At 60.1% G+C, this 17,700-nt stretch carries 11 protein-coding genes; 6 read left to right on the top strand and 5 right to left on the bottom strand.

The window, feature by feature from the left end; genetic code table 11:
* Nucleotides 1-398 precede the first annotated feature (398 nt).
* On the top strand, nucleotides 399-1,439 hold the full coding sequence (locus AC1DNI_RS06990) for an endonuclease/exonuclease/phosphatase family protein (protein WP_477691309.1): 1,041 nt from the start codon (nucleotides 399-401) through the stop codon (nucleotides 1,437-1,439).
* A 3-nt stretch (nucleotides 1,440-1,442) separates the two neighbouring features.
* Here the strand turns inward: AC1DNI_RS06990 and AC1DNI_RS06985 are convergent, their stop codons facing one another.
* On the bottom strand, nucleotides 1,443-3,110 hold the full coding sequence (locus AC1DNI_RS06985) for an electron transfer flavoprotein-ubiquinone oxidoreductase (protein ID WP_477691308.1): 1,668 nt from the start codon (nucleotides 3,108-3,110) through the stop codon (nucleotides 1,443-1,445).
* Nucleotides 3,111-3,389: 279 nt separating this feature from the next.
* Here AC1DNI_RS06985 and AC1DNI_RS06980 point away from each other — a divergent pair, with 279 nt between their 5' ends.
* From AC1DNI_RS06980 to AC1DNI_RS06970, 3 genes are all read left to right on the top strand, one after another.
* Nucleotides 3,390-4,001 carry a hypothetical protein gene (locus AC1DNI_RS06980; protein WP_244506723.1) on the top strand — a complete coding sequence of 204 codons (612 nt, stop codon included), beginning with the start codon at nucleotides 3,390-3,392 and terminating at the stop codon, nucleotides 3,999-4,001.
* Nucleotides 4,002-4,051: 50 nt separating this feature from the next.
* Complete coding sequence (locus AC1DNI_RS06975; RefSeq protein ID WP_477691307.1) at nucleotides 4,052-4,882, top strand: uracil-DNA glycosylase; 831 nt, start codon at nucleotides 4,052-4,054, stop codon at nucleotides 4,880-4,882.
* 101 nt (nucleotides 4,883-4,983) lie between these two features.
* Nucleotides 4,984-6,237 carry an MFS transporter gene (locus AC1DNI_RS06970; RefSeq protein ID WP_477691496.1) on the top strand — a complete coding sequence of 418 codons (1,254 nt, stop codon included), beginning with the start codon at nucleotides 4,984-4,986 and terminating at the stop codon, nucleotides 6,235-6,237.
* Nucleotides 6,238-6,242: 5 nt separating this feature from the next.
* Here AC1DNI_RS06970 and AC1DNI_RS06965 read toward each other — a convergent pair whose 3' ends face one another.
* Nucleotides 6,243-7,157: a DMT family transporter gene (locus tag AC1DNI_RS06965; protein ID WP_477691495.1), complete on the bottom strand. Its 915-nt coding sequence runs from the start codon at nucleotides 7,155-7,157 to the stop codon at nucleotides 6,243-6,245.
* Between the two features lie 276 nt (nucleotides 7,158-7,433).
* Here AC1DNI_RS06965 and pepN point away from each other — a divergent pair, with 276 nt between their 5' ends.
* Both pepN and AC1DNI_RS06955 read left to right on the top strand, forming a co-directional pair.
* The gene (gene pepN, locus AC1DNI_RS06960) at nucleotides 7,434-10,079 is read left to right on the top strand and encodes an aminopeptidase N (RefSeq protein WP_477691306.1); all 2,646 of its coding nucleotides are present in this window, start codon (nucleotides 7,434-7,436) and stop codon (nucleotides 10,077-10,079) included.
* Between the two features lie 218 nt (nucleotides 10,080-10,297).
* Entirely contained in the window at nucleotides 10,298-12,619 is a 2,322-nt protein-coding gene (locus tag AC1DNI_RS06955) for a PAS domain-containing sensor histidine kinase (RefSeq protein WP_477691305.1), read from the top strand.
* On the opposite strand, the gene AC1DNI_RS06950 is transcribed toward AC1DNI_RS06955, so the two are convergent.
* The 3 genes from AC1DNI_RS06950 to AC1DNI_RS06940 are packed head-to-tail and all read right to left on the bottom strand — an operon-like array spanning nucleotide 12,620 to nucleotide 17,666.
* On the bottom strand, nucleotides 12,620-15,586 hold the full coding sequence (locus AC1DNI_RS06950; protein ID WP_477691304.1) for a bifunctional [glutamine synthetase] adenylyltransferase/[glutamine synthetase]-adenylyl-L-tyrosine phosphorylase: 2,967 nt from the start codon (nucleotides 15,584-15,586) through the stop codon (nucleotides 12,620-12,622). It abuts the gene before it with no gap.
* Nucleotides 15,583-16,983, bottom strand: coding sequence for a sensor histidine kinase (locus tag AC1DNI_RS06945; RefSeq protein WP_477691303.1), 1,401 nt, complete (start codon nucleotides 16,981-16,983; stop codon nucleotides 15,583-15,585). The genes AC1DNI_RS06950 and AC1DNI_RS06945 overlap by 4 nt, the downstream gene beginning before the upstream one ends.
* On the bottom strand, nucleotides 16,980-17,666 hold the full coding sequence (locus AC1DNI_RS06940) for a response regulator transcription factor (RefSeq protein ID WP_027229934.1): 687 nt from the start codon (nucleotides 17,664-17,666) through the stop codon (nucleotides 16,980-16,982). The genes AC1DNI_RS06945 and AC1DNI_RS06940 overlap by 4 nt, the downstream gene beginning before the upstream one ends.
* Between the last annotated feature and the right edge of the window lie 34 nt (nucleotides 17,667-17,700).

The raw sequence follows: 17,700 nt of genomic DNA, 5'->3' as shown, positions 1-17,700 counted from the left end.
AGGGTGCTATACTATTTTTGGAGTGGGAACGGACTTTCGCCCGTCCCCTTTCTCTGGTTATGTAAAATGAACCCGGACACAGACTTGCCAGCCTGTCCGGGTTCTTTTCACTTCCAGAGTGATGCTAAGTGGTCTGAACCACATAACTTCACCTCCAAGTTTGACAGCAAGGCTGTTGCCTCAATCGGGGAGCCAATCTTCCCGATGCACCGGCTGGCGTGGTGCCTGCTGCTTTACCTTCAAACAGTGCAAAACATCGCGGGAAAGGGGCCTCGCGGCAACGAATTCAGGGTTGCAAATGCTGCGCGAAAAAGTTGACACCGATTGCAGGCGCGGACGTAACACCCTCTTGGAGTCATCATCTTGATTGCGTCGCAATTGCCGGTTTAATGCGTCCAATGACGACCCCATCATCGCATTCGCGGCTCAGGCTCGCTGCAGTCCTCATACCGAGCCTGATCTCGGTGCCGCTGGTTCTTGGCTTTTTCGGATCGGCGCATCCGCTCTTCGATGCCTTTACGCATTTTCGCATGCATCTCGCCGTACTGATGGCCATCTCGGCAATTCCTGCACTCATCCTTGGGCTATGGCGCGAGGGTCTGATGTCGATCGTCTTCGCGCTGACGGCACTTGGGACGGTGTTGATACCCACACCTGCTCCTTCGGCTGAAGGCGGAAAAGAGCCCGCATCGAATGTCGGCCTGCCCGAATTCAAGCTGATGCAGCTCAACCTGCGTTACGACAATCGCGATCAGTCGGAAGTCATTCGAACGATCGCGCGCGAAACGCCCGACGTTATCACTTTGCAAGAAGTATCCGACGACTGGCGATCCAGACTAAAAGCCGTCGAAGGACGATATCCTCACAAGATCGTCTGCCCAAGCACGAAGCGCGTCGGCGGCGTTGCCATCCTTTCGCGGCGGCCTTTCGCGCTCGGTACGACACCTCAGTGCGTCGGGAACAGTTTGATGGCGCTGGCGCGCATCGATTTCGGCGGGCGCAGCGCACTCATGGCCTCCGTGCACCTTGGCTGGCCCTGGCCTTTCGAGCAGGCTGAAAATGTCGAGGAGATGCAGCCCTATCTCGTGCGCCTTGGCGGTCCGATGATCCTTGCCGGTGATTTCAACGCTGCACCGTGGAGCCAGACCATCAGGAACCTCGTCGACGCCAGCAACACGCATCCAGTCGACGGCTTGCGTCCAAGTTGGCTGATCAACGGCACTTTTGCCCATGCCGCGCGCTGGATCGGCCTACCGATCGACCATGTGCTGGTATCAGAGCGCATTGCGGCAAAATCGGTGGATTCGCTTCAGCCGGTAGGCTCCGACCATCTGCCGCTGCTGCTGCGATTTTCAATAGAGGGCGTGGATGACAATGGACCGGACGAGCAGACCGTCATGCTCGGCAATCAGGAGCCCGGCCCGATCGCCGGGCTTTGAGAACTACATGTTCGTATAGACGGGCCCCTCGCCGCCCTGCGGCGGCACCCAGTTGATATTCTGATTGGGGTCTTTGATATCGCAGGTTTTGCAGTGAACGCAGTTCTGCGCGTTGATGACGAATTTCGGACCCGACGCCTCCTCGACCCACTCATACACACCCGCCGGGCAATATCGGGTCGATGGCCCGGCAAAGACATCATGTTCCGAAGACTTCTGCAGCGCAGGGTCCTTGACGATGAGGTGAACCGGCTCGTTCTCCTCGTGGTTGGTGTTCGACAGGAACACTGACGAAAGGCGGTCAAATGTGAGAACGCCATCCGGTTTCGGGTAGGCGATCGGGGTGTATTTGCTCGCGGGCTCGAGCGAGGCAGCGTCGGTCTTGCCGTGCTTCCAGGTTCCGAACGGCGACCAGCCGCCAAAGATCGTGTTGAGCCACATGTCGAGACCGCCGAGCATGACGCCGCCAATGGTGCCGAGCTTGGACCACATCGGCTTGACGTTGCGCACGCGCTTCAGGTCCTTGCCGATTTCACTGGAGCGCCAGGCATTCTCGTAAGTGATAAGTTCATCGTTGGCGCGGCCTGCCGCAAGCGCCTCGGCGACATGCTCGGCTGCCAGCATGCCGGACAGCATGGCGTTGTGGGAGCCCTTGATACGCGGAACATTGACAAAGCCTGCCGAGCAACCAATCAGCGCGCCGCCCGGGAACGACAGTTTCGGCACCGATTGCCAGCCGCCCTCGGTGATGGCGCGCGCACCATAGGAAAGGCGTTTGCCGCCTTCAAACGTACCGCGAATGGCCGGATGCGTCTTGAAGCGCTGGAATTCCTCGAACGGCGACAGATAGGGATTCTTGTAGTTGAGGTGCATGACGAAGCCGACGGCGACGGTATTGTCCTCAAGGTGATAGAGGAACGAGCCGCCCCCCGTCTTCATGTCGAGCGGCCAGCCGAAGGAGTGCTGCACCAGCCCGAGCTTGTGCTTGGAGGGATCGACTTGCCAGAGTTCCTTCAGGCCGATGCCGTACTTCGCCGGCTCCTTGCCCTCGCTGAGCTTGAAATTGTTGATCAACACTTTAGCGAGCGAGCCTCGCGCCCCTTCGGCGATGAGGACATACTTGCCAAGAAGAGCCATGCCGCGCGTATAGGCGGGACCATGCGTGCCATCTTTTTCAATGCCCATGTCGCCGGTGGCTACGCCGATGACTGCGCCGTTATCATCATAAAGAACCTCGGTGCCGGCGAACCCAGGGTAGATTTCAACGCCAAGTTCTTCCGCCTTGGTGCTGAGCCAGCGGCAGACATTGCCGAGCGAAACGATGAAATTGCCATGATTGTTCATCAGCGGCGGCATGGCGAAATTGGGCAGGCGGATAGAGCCCGAATGTCCCAGCACCAGGAAATGATCGGCCGTTACCGGCGTCTTGAAGGGGTGGCCCTCCTCGTCGCGCCAGCCGGGCAGCAGTTTGTCTATGCCGATGGAATCGACGACGGCGCCGGAAAGGATATGGGCTCCGATCTCACCGCCCTTTTCGAGAACGACGACGGAAAGTTCAGGATTGATCTGCTTGAGCCGGATGGCCGCCGAGAGGCCCGACGGTCCACCCCCGACGATCACGACATCAAACTCCATGCTCTCGCGCTCTGGAAGTTCTGGTGTCTCGCTCATGCTTTCCTCCTGAATACCTAGTATGTGCCCCGTAACACGATTCCTGCCCGTGTTTTTCCGATTTGTAACGCAACAATAGCCGCAAGACAGTGCCTAGAAAGCATTCCAGATGCGGCCAATTGCCCTCATGTTACGACGAGCGCGGCGATTCATAATTTACCTTGACGTAAACGTCAATCAACTGCCGCCCTGTGACAGTTGCGCGACTCGGCAATTCGTTCATACTTAGCCACGAACATAGCCGAAGCTGGTGCCCATCGTTTGATGATTGGAGACCGGATGACACGACCCCGGGCAATATGGATGCTCAAAGGCCTCCTCGCCGCCGCTTTGCTGTTCGCCGCCGCCGTTTCCACTGCAATCGCAGCCGAAGAACCCGAACTTTGGGTGGCGGGGCCCTATTCATTTTCCGACGAACTCGGCGGTTTTACGATCCGGTCGATCAGCGGAACGGGTACGCTGAAAGACCCCATCATCCTCACCGAGGAGTTTCCTTCCGCAACGCCGACAACCCTTGTCATCCGCACCGACAGGGTCGCGCTTGCAAATCCCAGCGAGGATGCCGGCATTCTCTTCTACTTGCAGGTTCGGGCGATCAACGGCAGCGGCCATCCGTGGATCGAGTTCGAATTTGAACTGCAGGAGCAGCTGAACGTGCCGAGCGACTATGGCGACGGGCTGTCGTTCTATCAACCGGGCGACAAGACCGACTTGGTCAAGTCGCGGGGCTTTGCCCATTACAGCGACGATTTCGAGCCTTACGACCGCCTTGTGTTCAGTGGCGGCAAACTCGATCCCGGCCAGAATGCGACGTTCCAGTTTCCAATCGCTGATTTTACGCCGAAGCGCGTGTTCTATCTGGTGCAGGACCCGCGCATTCCATCCTCTTGAACTTGCAATCGCCCGCACAATTTGCGACTTCAGAGGAAAAGGATTGCCCATTGCCCAACCTGCGCGAGCTCTTGCACTTTTATGCCGAGGCCGGTGTCGACACGCCGCTCGAGGATGTGCCCATCGACAGGTTTTCGCAGATCGAGGCGAAGCGTGCATCGTCAGTCGCGCCCATTTCCCCTCCTGCGAAGTCCGCATCCGCGCCGGCTCCTGAACGCCCTCAAGCCAACTTAGCCGCGCCAGCACTCGCCAAGGCGTCCGTGCCTGACGACGCTAAGATCGCAATGGCGCGCCAGCTTGCATTAGGGGCAGGTTCGCTCGAAGAACTGCGCGAGCAGCTCGCCGCCTTCGACGGGTGCAATTTGAAGTTCACGGCCAAGAACCTCGTCTTTGCCGATGGCAATCCCGCCGCATCCATCATGTTCGTAGGCGAGGCACCCGGGCGCGAAGAGGATCTGGAGGGCGTGCCCTTCATCGGTCGCTCCGGGCAATTGCTTGACCGCATGTCTGCTGCGATCGGCCTTGATCGCAGCAGCGTCTATATCGCCAATACAATCCCTTGGCGGCCGCCGGGCAACCGGACGCCGACGCCGCTCGAAACGGAAATCTGCCGCCCGTTCTTCGAGCGCCAGGTGGAACTCGCCAACCCAAAGATTTTGGTGGCACTCGGCGGCCCGGCTGCCAAGGCATTGACCAATGCCAGCGAGGGCATTTTGCGGCTGCGCGGCAACTGGAAGACCCATCTAACGCCGTCCGGCATAGAGATACCGGTGATGCCAACGCTTCACCCGGCCTATCTCCTGCGCAACCCGGCGCAGAAGCGCTTTGCCTGGCGCGATTTCCTCAATGTCAAAATGCGGTTGCGCAGCCTGGCCGAATAATCCAATGGCTTGGCGCAAAACTGGAAAGGCAGTGTCGTAATTATCGGCTTGCAGACCGAATGAAACCTGTAGCTTTCCAGGCTGACACGCAGGATCCTTCGATGTTTCTCCAGCTCTTGCCGATTACGGCGCTATTGACCAGCACGTTTCTGATGCTGACGGCGGGGGGCCTCGCGGGAATTCTGTTGCCGCTGCGCGCCGGCATGGAGGGCTGGTCGCCGACGACGATCGGCTGGCTGGGTACGGGCTACGCGCTTGCCTTCACCGGAGGCTGCATCGTCGTGCCACGACTTGTGCGGCGTGTCGGCCATGTCCGGGTCTTCGCCGTTCTCCTGACGCTGCTCAGCATGTCGATGCTCCTGCATGGCTTGATCGTCGATCCCTGGGCCTGGACCGTTTTTCGCGCTCTGGCCGGATTTTCGCTCGCCGGGAGCTATATGGTCATTGAGAGCTGGCTCAACGAGCGCGTCACCAATTCGACGCGCGGCATGGTGTTTTCGATCTATATGATCGTGTCGATGATCGGCCTCCTTGTCGGCCAATATATCCTGCCATTCGGCAATCCCTTGACACAGGCGCTGTTCATGATCGGCGCCCTCATCTACGCCGCCGCGCTCATACCGACGGGCCTTTCCAATGCGCAGTCGCCGCGTCCGCTCACCCAGGTTTCGCTGGATTTGCCCGGCCTCTTCCGCAAGTCGCCCGCAGCGCTGGTCGGCTCGCTGCTTGCCGGGATTATCGCGGGTGCATGGAATTTCTTATCGGCGGTCTACGGACGCGATATCGGGCTTTCCACCTTCGGCATCGCCACGATGATTGCCACATCGATGATCGGCGGGGCGATTTTCCAGTACCCCATCGGCCGCATGTCGGATTTCATCGACCGTCGCTACGTCATGGTCGTCGCCGGGGTTGGCGGTGTCGCCATATCATTGACGATGATCATGCTGCAGCCAACGACCCCATGGGTCATCTATACGCTGATGTTCGCTTTCGGGACCGTGCTCTTCCCCATCTATTCGCTGAACGTGGCCCATGCCAACGACTTCGCCGAGCCGAGCGAATTCGTCAAGGTGTCGAGCGGACTGCTCATTGTCTACGGTGTTGGCAGCACGATCGGGCCGCAGATCGCGGGCCGGCTGATGGACTTGAACGGCCCGTCCGGATTCTTCGTGACGATGGCGATTACCTACGCCGCCTACGGATCCTACGCGTTCTGGCGCAGCCTGCGCCGTGCCGCGCAGGCCCCCTCGACGCGGCCGGATTTCGCCATTCGCCCACATGACCGCCCGCAAACGCCCGAAACCTTGCAACTGCACCCGTTGAGCGAAGCGGCTCAGGGCGAGCAGCAGTAGGGCAATCAACCCTGCGGCGTCGATGCCTTGCGCGCCCTTGCGCGGGCAAGGCCGAGCCGGTGCTCGCGGTAGATGATGAAGATGCCGGCACTAATGACGATGACCGCGCCGGTGATCATTTCCGCGGTCGGGATATCGCCGAAGAGCAGGTAGCCGATAGTAATCCCGAGCAACATGGATGTGTATTCGAACGGCGCAATCGTCGACATGTCGGCGTGGCGGTAGCTTTCAGTCAGCAGGATCTGCGCGACGCCGCCGGCGATCCCGGCCATGATCAGATAGGTTGCCTGCAAGCCCGTCGGCCACACCCATCCGAATGGAAAACTTACGAGCGCGATAAGGCTCGACGCGATCGAGAAATAGACGACGATTGTGGGTGTACGCTCCGTCTGCACGAGCTTGCGCACGAGCAGCATGGCAAGGGCAGCAAGCCCGGCGCCGCCGAGCGTGGCAAGCGCGCCGATCGCCTCGCCGCCGCCAAATTCCGTCGCCCCGGTAAAAAAAGACATGCGCGGCCAAAGGATGATCAAGACACCAACGAGCCCGAAGCATACCGCCGACCAGCGGTAAAGGCGGACCGTCTCGCGCAGAAATATCGCGCTACAGACGACAGTCAGGAGCGGCGTCGCGTAAGAGATCGCAATCGATTCCGGCAGCGGCAGTTTGGTCAGGCCATAAAAACTGAGGCTCATGGCGCTGACGCCGACGAAGCCGCGCCAGAAATGGCTGAATGGCTCGCTCGTCTTGAAGGCGACGGTCATCTGTCCCTGCCATGCAATGAAGGCAATCACCGGAAAGATTGCGAAGAAGGAGCGGAAAAAGACGAGCTGGCCGGCGGGAATGCCATCCGATGCCTTGAGCAGGCTCGACATGCAGACGAAGACACAGACGGAGGCGACTTTCAGACCAATTCCGAGCATCGCATTGGTCGTACGCAATTTGTCTGCAACGGGCGGTTCACCTTCTTGCGGGTGAACGATAGTGGTCACAACGGGAATTCCTTGGGGGTAGGCGGCGAGCGAAATGATGAAGACTGGAAACTGATATATCTATATGCTTGTTTTCACAGGCACACCAGATGGAATTCCGATCACGTTGCGTTTGGCGCTCAAACAATCGGTTGATCGCTGACCTCAGGGTTTCCTACCGACGCAACTTGCTCTAGGTTCCGGCACCACACAAAGGATTTTTCGACTATGCGTACCGATACCGGCAAGGTTTTTCATCTGGAAGATTACAAGCCGACCGATTTCCTTATTCCCGAAACACATCTGGATTTCACGCTCGATCCGGAGCGCACGATTGTCAAATCGAAGCTCATCGTCGAACGCCGTGCAGGCGTCGGCGCCGATGCACCGCTCATTCTCGATGGTGACGAACTCAAGCTTGTCGATATCCGCATCGACGGCGCCCCGCTCGGCGACAATGCCTACATGGCCTCGCCGGAGCGACTCGAGATCCGCGGCCTGCCGGAAGGCGGCAGGTTCACGCTTGAAATTACAACCGAGGTCAATCCTACTCTCAACCGGCAATTGACCGGCCTCTACCGCTCGAGCGGCGTGTACTGCACCCAGTGCGAGGCTGAAGGCTTTCGCCGGATCACCTATTTCCTTGACCGGCCGGACCTTCTCTCCGTCTATACGGTTCGCATCGAAGCGGCGCGCAGCGAGGCACCTCTCCTGCTTTCAAACGGCAACCCCAAGGATAAGGGCGCGCTTACGGACGGGCGCCACTTTGCAATCTGGCACGATCCCCATCCCAAGCCCGCCTATCTCTTTGCGCTCGTCGCCGGCGATCTCGGCGTCATCACCGACAGCTTCACGACGGCGTCCGGCCGCCATGTCGATCTTGGCATCTATGTCGAACATGGCAAGGAAGCGCGCGCGCTTTATGCGATGGACGCACTGAAACGTTCGATGAAGTGGGACGAAGAGGCATTCGGCCGTGAATACGATCTCGACATCTTCAACGTCGTCGCCGTTTCCGATTTCAACATGGGTGCGATGGAGAACAAGGGGCTCAACGTCTTCAACGACAAATATGTCCTTGCCGATCCCGAGACGGCGACCGACGCAGACTATGCCGGCATCGAGGCCGTCATCGCCCACGAATATTTCCACAATTGGACAGGCAATAGAATCACTTGCCGGGATTGGTTCCAGCTTTGCCTCAAGGAAGGCCTGACCGTCTATCGCGATCACGAGTTTTCGGCCGATATGCGTTCACGGCCGGTCAAGCGCATTGCCGAGGTCAAGGCGCTCAAGGCGCATCAGTTCCCGGAAGACGCCGGTCCCCTCGCCCATCCGGTGCGCCCGCGCCAGTTTCGCGAGATCAACAATTTCTACACCTCGACGGTCTATGAAAAAGGTTCGGAAGTCGTGCGCATGATCCGCACGATCCTTGGACCCGAACTCTTTCGCAGGGGCATGGATCTCTATTTCGAACGCCATGACGGCGATGCAGCGACCATCGAAGATTTCATCAAGGTCTTCGAAGATGCATCCGGCGAGGATCTCAGCCAGTTCGGCCTCTGGTACGATCAGGCGGGAACGCCTAATCTCGCCGTCACTTACGACTACGACCAGGCAACCAAGACATTCGAGATCGAAATCGAACAGTCGCTGAAGCCGACGCCCGGACAGGCGTCGAAGAAGCCGATGCACATTCCCATCAAGTTCGGCCTGCTCGGTGCCAAGGGCCGCGAACTCAAGCCGCGGTCGGCGAAGGGCGGGCTCGTCGATGGCGACGTGATCCATCTGCGCAAGCGCAAGGAACGTTTCACCCTTTCGGGCATCGCCGAGCGCCCGGTGCCATCGCTGCTGCGCGGCTTCTCCGCGCCGGTGACGATGACGAGTGAGTTGACCCGGACTGACCTCATCTTTCTTGCACGCAACGATGGCGACGAGGTCAATCGCTGGCAGGCATTGACGGAGCTTCTCAACAGCAAGCTCACCAGCAACGCCAAACGCATTCGCGGCGGCAAGCCGGCGACCATCGAAAGCTCATCGATCAAACTTCTCGGGGAGATCGCGGCCAATGTTGCGCTGGACGAGGCTTTCCGCGCGCTTTGCCTGAGCGTTCCGTCCGAAAGCGATATTGCTCGCGAGCTCGGCGCCAATATCGACCCCGACGCGATCCTCGCGAGCCGCGACGCGCTGATCAAGACCGTCGCCGAAGCCAATGAGGAAAAGTTCACCCAGATTTACGAACAGCTCGCCGATGACGGGCCATTCCAGCCCGATGCTGCAAGTGCGGGGCGGCGTGCGCTGCGCAACGTCCTCCTCGATTATCTGAGTGTCGCGGAAGCGGATCCGAAGCGGGCGGCTGCTCAATTCAACGGCGCCGACAACATGTCGGACCGTGCAGCGGCGTTGCATGTGCTTGTCCAGCGCTTCAGCGGCAGCGATGCGACCAGCCAGGCGCTCAAGGCCTTCGAGGACCGCTTCGGCAATGACGCGCTGGTCATGGACAAATGGTTCATCGTCCAGGCGATGCAGCCCGGCGTCGGAGCGCTGCAGAGGGTGCAGCGCCTGATGAAGCACAAGCTGTTCTCTCTCGACAACCCCAACCGCGCGCGTGCGCTCATCGGCGCATTTTCGAGCGGCAACCAGACCGGGTTCAACCGCGCCGACGGCAATGGCTATGTCTTCTTTGCCGAAACGATCCTGACGATCGAAAAGAAGAACCCGCAGCTTGCCGCGCGCCTGCTGACGGCGATGCGCTCTTGGCGCTCCTTCGAGCCGGTGCGGCGCGAACATGCGCGCGAAGCGCTGGCAAATATCGCCAAAGTCGGCGGTCTTTCGGCGGATGTGCGCGATATCGTGGAGCGAACTCTGGCTTAGGCCGGGTCTCCCGGCCACTTGCGATCAGGGAATTCGAGTCATTTCAAGGTGTTACGATCCGTCGCTCATCGGAGGCCTCGATTTGCCTAAACTATTGATAAATATTTAATAAAGGGACTAGACACAAAGAATCAGTTTTGATTCACTGTAGCTGCTTCGGATGTGCGGCGTGCCGGAGCAAATCACGGGACACAACGACAATTCGAGGGGGCCATTCAATGGCAAATGCGGACGCGTATCGCGCGCCGACGGGGAAGATTTACGCCAAGGACCGGACGACTGCGCGGGGGCGCAACCGGCTCTCCGGACACGTAAAGCTTCTTGCCGACCCCGCCTATGGCAAGCTTCTCGCCACCGAACCCTATCTGCGCCGCGCCATTCCGCCGCTGATCGTTGTTTTTCTCATCGTGCTCGCCGTCATACGCTCGATGTCGCTGCTCGCCTGGCGCGACGATGCCGAGCGGACGGCCCGCGCTACGCTTTCCATGGCTGCCATCCATATGGCGAGCATCATCGACAACCGGATGAACGGCGGCCAGAAACTCGGCCGCGGCGATCTTCAGAACATCATCGCCGAGACCCGCGCCAGCGACCTCATTCCCCAGGGCATGTGGTTTGCAATTGCCGATGCGGATGCGCGCATTATCGCCTCGTCCGAAGGCGGCGAGCGCTGGCGCGAACGCAATCTGGAAACCTTCGTGACCGAGGGGCAGCCGCTGTTCCTTTTTGGCGAGCGTGCAGGCACCATGCCCGTCAAGGTCGAGGGAACGCCTGCCTTTGCCGCCTATAGCCGCACAGCCAATGCGGCGCATTCGGTCTTCGCCATGCAGCCGGTCGAGGACGTCTTCGCTGAATGGCGGCGCACCGTCTCGGTCAATGTGACGATGTTCGCAGGAACAGCGACGATCATGCTGATCGTGCTCTACGCCTATTTCAGCCAGTCGGCCCGGGCCCAGGATGCAGACGAGCTCTACCAGCACACGCAGGCACGGGTCGATACCGCCCTCGCCCGCGGGCGTTGCGGTTTGTGGGACTGGGACATGGCGCGCGGGCGGGTGTACTGGTCACGTTCCATGTATGAAATGCTGGGCTATGAGGCGCATGATGCGATCCTCTCGCTCGGCGACATTTCGTCGATCATTCATCCCGACGACGACAAGCTCTATAATGTCGCCTCGCAGGTCGCGGCCGGCGAAATCAATCAGATGGATCGCGTCTTCCGCATGCGCCATGCCGAGGGCCATTGGGTGTGGATGCGGGTGCGGGCGCAGGTGGCGGGCGAAGGCGACCTGCACCTCGTTGGTGTCGCCGTGGATGTGAGCGAGCAGCATCGCTTTGCCCAGGCGACCGCGCAGGCCGACCAGCGCATCCGCGAAGCGATCGAAAGCATCTCCGAGACCTTCGTTCTATGGGACGCCGACAACCGGCTCGTCATGTCCAACGGCAAGTTCAACGAGTATTCCGGACTTGCGAACGAGTGTCTCCTGCCCGGCATCGGCCGTGACGAGCTGGAGCCGCGTATCCGCGCCGTCGCCTTCGAGAAGCGCATGGCCAATGAGAATGGTCGCAACGGCGCGCTGACCTTCGAAAGGCAGCTTGCCGACGGACGCTGGCTGCAGGTCAACGAGCGCCGGACACAGGATGGCGGACTTGTCTCCGTCGGCACCGACATCACTCAATTGAAGGTGCACGAGGAACGGCTGGTCGACAGCGAGCGCCGCCTCATGGCGACCATTCACGACCTCAGCCTCGCCCGCAAATCCGAAGTCGAGCGTACGCTCGAGCTTACGGAGCTCAACAGCAAATACGTGGTCGAAAAGGAACGTGCCGAGGCGGCCAATCGCGCCAAATCCGAGTTCCTAGCCAACATGTCACACGAACTGCGCACGCCGCTCAACGCCATCATCGGTTTTTCCGAGATCATGCATTCGGGAACCTTCGGCGAACTCGGCTCCGACCGCTATGTCGAATATGTCCACGACATCCACACCAGCGGCAATTATCTGCTTAACGTCATCAACGACATCCTCGACATGTCGAAGATCGAAGCGGGACATTTCTCGCTCGACCGCGAGGAAATCGATCTTTGCCCGCTCATCCACGAGACAGTCCGGGTCATCTCGCTGCAGGCGCAGGAGAAGGACATCAAGGTCGATACGCGCATTGCCGACAGCGTCACGATCGACGCCGACCGCCGCGCGATCAAGCAGGTGCTGCTCAACCTTCTCTCCAATGCCGTGAAGTTCACCGATACGGGCGGGCGCATCGCGGTGCGGGCGCGCAAGGTCTCGGGCGCGCTGGTCTTCACAGTCGAGGATACGGGCTGCGGCATCCCCAAATCGGCGCTGAAGAAGATCGGCCAGCCCTTTGAACAGGTGGAAAACCAGTTCACCAAGTCGCATGCGGGCTCAGGGCTTGGCCTCGCCATCTCGCGCTCGCTCACGGAGCTTCACGGCGGCGCGCTAAAGATCCGTTCGACCGAGGGTGTCGGCACCATTGTCTCGGTGCGCATCCCGACGCGGGCGCTGGAAGCCGCCTAGCTACTTCTTCTTTGCTTTCTGCAGCAATGAGTCAAACGTCTTGCGTACCGACATGGCTGTCTCCTGAAGTTGCGCCTCCACGCGATCAAGATCGGGAAGGTCGGAGGCCTTGCAGAGAAGATCGCCAAGACCCGGTGGGAAATCCTCGCGCTTGACATCGCCGTCGAGGCACAGGCGGATGATCTGGGTAAGGCCGGTATAGAGGTTCGCTGCCTCGACAAGACGGTCGACTGTTGCGGGATCAACGAACTCGGGCTTCAGCTTGCGCAGCACTTCTGCCGTGGAAAGGGCCACGACGGGCCCTTCGACATTGCCGGTGAGCACGGCAAACTGGGCGATGAATTCGAGATCGATGATGCCGCCGGCGACAAGTTTAAGGTCCCAGGCGTCGCTCGGGGGTTTCTCCGCTTCAATCAGAGCCCGCATTTCGGCGGCATCCTTGGCGATTTTCGACGCGTCGCGGGGCATCGCAAGGATGCCGGCCACGTCTTCCTGAATTTCCGGGAAGAAAGAGGCATCACCGGCGACCGTGCGCGCCCGGGTCAGGGCCATATGCTCCCACGTCCAGGCATCATTGCGCTGGTATTTGCGGAACGCGTCGATGTGCGTGGCGACCGGGCCCTTGTTTCCGGACGGCCGCAGACGGAAATCGACTTCATAGAGAACGCCTTCCGCCGTCGGCGCCGAAAGAGCCGCTATGAGGCGTTGCGTCAGGCGCATGTAGTATTGCGATGGCGCCAGGCCTTTTTCGCCATCTGACTCGTCCGCGTCCTCGTCATGGTCGTAGAGCAGGATGAGATCGACATCGGAGCCTGCGGTCAATTCACGGCTGCCGAGCTTGCCCATGCCAAGAATGGCGATGCGTCCACCTTTGATCGAACCATGTCTTACGGCGAATTCGTCGATGACCGCCTTCAGAGCGCGGTCGATGACGAGATCGGCAAGGTCCGAAAAGGCCTTGCCAGCGCGCGCCCCGTCGATCGCGCCGGTCAGCAGGCGGATGCCGATGAGAAAACGGTGCTCGGCGGCGAAGATGCGCAGCCGGTCGAGAATATCCTCGTAAACCTTGGAGGGCCCGAGAAAATTCTCCAGCCGCTCCGCAAGATAGCTGCGCGTTGGAACATCGGCGAAGATCGCTGGGTCGAGCATGCCGTCGAAAATATGCGGCTTGCGGGTGATGATTCCGGCAAGTCTTGGCGCCGCGCCCATGATCAGCACCAGAAGGTCGAGGAGGCGCGGATTTGACTGCAGCAGGCTGAAGAGCTGTATTCCCGCCGGCAAGCCCTTGATCATTTCGTCAAAGCGCATCAGCGCCTCGTCGGCACGGCTCGTCGCGCCGAAGGCCTTCAGCAGGACCGGCGTCAATTCGGTGAGGCGCTCGCGCGATTCCGCTGACTGCGTGGCACGGTAGCGGCCGAAATGCCAGGTGCGGATGACCCGGCAAATATCGCTCGGGCGTTCGAAGCCAAAATTGGCGAGCGTCTTCAATGTGTCCGGATCATCGACATCGCCGGTGAACACGAGGTTTCCGGCCTCGCCGGTAAGTTCCTGCGCCTGTTCGAACAGCGCGGCATAGTGTGTCTCGACGGTCGTCAGCGCCGCGCGGAAATCCGCCGCAAAGCTTTCGCCATCGCGGTAGCCCATCAGATGCGCAACGCGCAGGAACTCCTCGTCGTCTTCCGGCAGCATATGCGTCTGCTCGTCGGCAATCATCTGGATGCGATGCTCGACATCTCGCAGGAACCAGTACTCTCGCGTAAGCGTGTCGCGCGCTTCCTCGCCGATCCAGCCGAGATCCTCCAGTGCTGCAAGCATATCGACGGTGCGCGAGCCCCTGAGCTTGGGAAAACGGCCGCCAGCGATGAGTTGCTGCGTCTGGACGAAGAATTCGATCTCGCGGATGCCACCGCGGCCGAGCTTCACATTGTGGCCACGCACGGCAATTTCGCCGTGGCCCTTATGCGCGTGGATCTGCCGCTTGATCGAATGCACGTCTGCAATCGCAGCATAATCGAGATATTTTCGCCAGACATAGGGTGCAAGTTCCGCAATCACCCGCTTGCCGGCGGCGATATCGCCGGCGACGGGCCGCGCCTTGATCATTGCCGCCCGTTCCCAGTTCTGACCCCGACCCTCGTAATAATTGAGGGCGGCGCCGACAGGAATCGCCAGCGGCGTCGATCCCGGGTCGGGACGCAGCCGCAAGTCGGTGCGAAAAACGTAACCGTCCGCCGTACGGTCCTGAAGGATGCGCACCAGCCGGCGCGTCAGTCGCGAGAACGTTTCAACGCAGTCATAGGGGTCGGGAATGGCCGGGCTGTGCTCGTCGATGAAGACGATGAGATCAATATCGGAGGAATAGTTCAGTTCGAACGCGCCGAATTTCCCCATGGCGAGGATGATCCAGCCCGAATCAACCTCCGGATGCTTCAGATCGAGGAGCGTCAATTTGCCGGCGGCATGGGCGTCGCGAAGGAGGAAGCGCGCGGCCGCTCCAACACTCTCTTCGGCCAGGCGCGAAAGCCAGAACGTGGCATCATTGGCCGAAAACACGCCTGACAGATCGCCAAGAGCGATAAGCAGGTGCCCTTCGAGCTTTTGCTGCCGCAGCGCTGTCATCAAATCGGCTTCGGTGATGTCTTCCGCAGCGCTGCCCGCCGTGATCTCATGCAACAGCGCTTCAAGCCGCCGCGGGAGCGAACGCTCGAACAGTGGATCGAGCAATTGCGGACGCTGCAGGAGCGTACCGCGCAGATAGGGTGAAAGATCAAGAACGGCAGACAGAAAACCGACAGCGGGCTTGTTGTCGTTCAGCGTGCTGCTGAAGCCGCAGCCCTTTTCCGCGGCATGGGCAAGAAACTCGCGCAAGAGAGCCGCAGCATTCTTGTTATCCAAGGGCGCCAGTTCCCGCAAAACCTGCGAAAAGAATGGCGCGTCAGCATTTGCCGCCTTGGATAGTCCTCTCATCCGCTTTCCTCTCCCGCCGGAAATGTCAGGACCGCCCGTAGCCCCGGCGCGTTGTCCGCTAGTTCCAGTGAACCACCGTGCAATTTCATGACCGCCTTGGCAAGGCTGAGACCAAGACCGGAACCGGGTTGCGAACGGCTTTCCTCAAGTCGCACAAAGCGTTCCGTCGCGCGTTCCATCTGATCGGCGGGAATACCCGTTCCATTGTCGGCAACGATGACTTTCACCTTGTCGTCCGCTCTCACGACGGAAAGCGAAACCTCCACGGGACGGTCGACGCCGCTGGCATATTTGATCGCGTTGTCGACAAGATTGGACACGGTCTGCGCGACAAGTTCCCGGTTGGCCCTGACAGGTGTTGCATCAACTGGTCCGAGCAAGAGCTGGACACCGGCTTCTTCGGCGGAAGGCTCGTAAAGCTCGAACACATCCTCGGCGATCACCGAGAGCGGGATTTGTTCGAGCGCTTCCGTGGAATAACCGGATTCCAGGCGCGAGATCATCAGGATCGCATTGAAGGTGCGGATAAGCTGATCGGAGTCGCTGATCATGCCTTCCATGGCAGCGCGCCATTGTTTCGTCGTCCTCGCGCTGGCGAGTGCAGATTCGGCGCGATTGTGCATGCGCGTCAGCGGCGTCTTCAGATCGTGGGCGATATTGTCGGAGACATGCCGAACGCCTTCATTGAGTTCCTGAATGCGCGCGAGCATGCCGTTGAGATTCTCGGACAAGCGGTCGAATTCGTCACCGGACCCGCTGACCGGCAGGCGCCCGGCGAGATCGCCGCCCATGATCCGCTGCGATGCGACGGAAACCTTGTCGATGCGCTGCAGCGCGCGGCGGCCGACGAAGAACCAGATCAGGAACGCGCCGATGCCCATGGTACCGAGAGCGGCCATGAGCGCCCGGCGTACGACGAGGCGAACCTGCTCGGGCTCCCCGAGGTCACGCCCGACCATGACGCGAATCCCGTTCGGCATGACGATGACGCGGGCAATGGCGGTGTGGGTCTTTGCCTCGTTGCCCTCGCCGTAACGCTCATAGGTGATGGGACGTTCGATCCAGCCTTCAGTCTGGAGGACGCCGATTTCAATGCTCTGGACGTTTCCGGCAACGATCCGCCCGGCGGGGTCGGTCACCAGATAGAGATAGGCGCCGGGCTGGCGGCCACGCCGATCGATCGAACGCACAAGCCCGGCAATGCCGCCGCGCTCATAGGATTGACCGATGCTTTCGATCTCTTCGTTGACGGCGGTCTCAGTTTGGGTGGTCAGAAGACGCACGGAAAGCCTGGTCATGTAGAATACGAGGCCCAGCGCGCAAACCGTAAAGAGCAGGAGGTAAAGTGCCGACAGCCGGACGGCCGTCATCTTCATCATGGCGGAGAAACGGCTCATGCACCGGTCTCGGCTGCCTTGAGCATGTAGCCGGCACCGCGCACCGTATGCAGCAGCGGCGTACCGAAATCCTTCTCGATCTTGCCGCGCAGGCGCGAGACATGGACATCGATTACATTGGTCTGCGGATCGAAATGGTAGTCCCATACATGTTCAAGCAGCATGGTACGGGTGACGACCTGCCCGGCATGGCGCATCAGATATTCGAGCAGGCGAAATTCTCGCGGCTGCAGGATGATGACCTGGCCGGCGCGCTTGGCCGTATGGGAAAGACGGTCGAGTTCGAGATCGCCAACCCGGTAAACGGTCTCTGCCTCTTTTGGGCTCGAGCGGCGCTGAAGCACTTCGATCCGTGCGAGAAGTTCGGAGAAAGCATAGGGCTTGGTGAGATAATCATCGCCGCCAGCGCGAAGACCGGTGACGCGATCATCGACCTGGCCGAGGGCGGAGAGAATCAGCGCCGGCGTGTCATTGCCGCGCGCCCGAAGCGCTGCCACGACGGAAAGGCCATCGCGACGCGGCAGCATCCGGTCGACGACGAGCGCATCATAGCTGCCCTGTTCTGCCAGCGCGTAACCGGTTTCGCCATCGCCGGCGACATCGGCCGTGTGGCCGGCCTCAGCAAAGGCCTTTTCCAGATATCGGGCCGCTTCGCGGTCATCTTCAATGACGAGAATCTTCATGGCGCAATTCTAAGCCGGTTTTGGTGAATGCGTT

The organism is Phyllobacterium sp. 01N428 (assembly GCF_056399405.1).
This window is presented reverse-complemented; position numbering and strand designations above follow the sequence as displayed.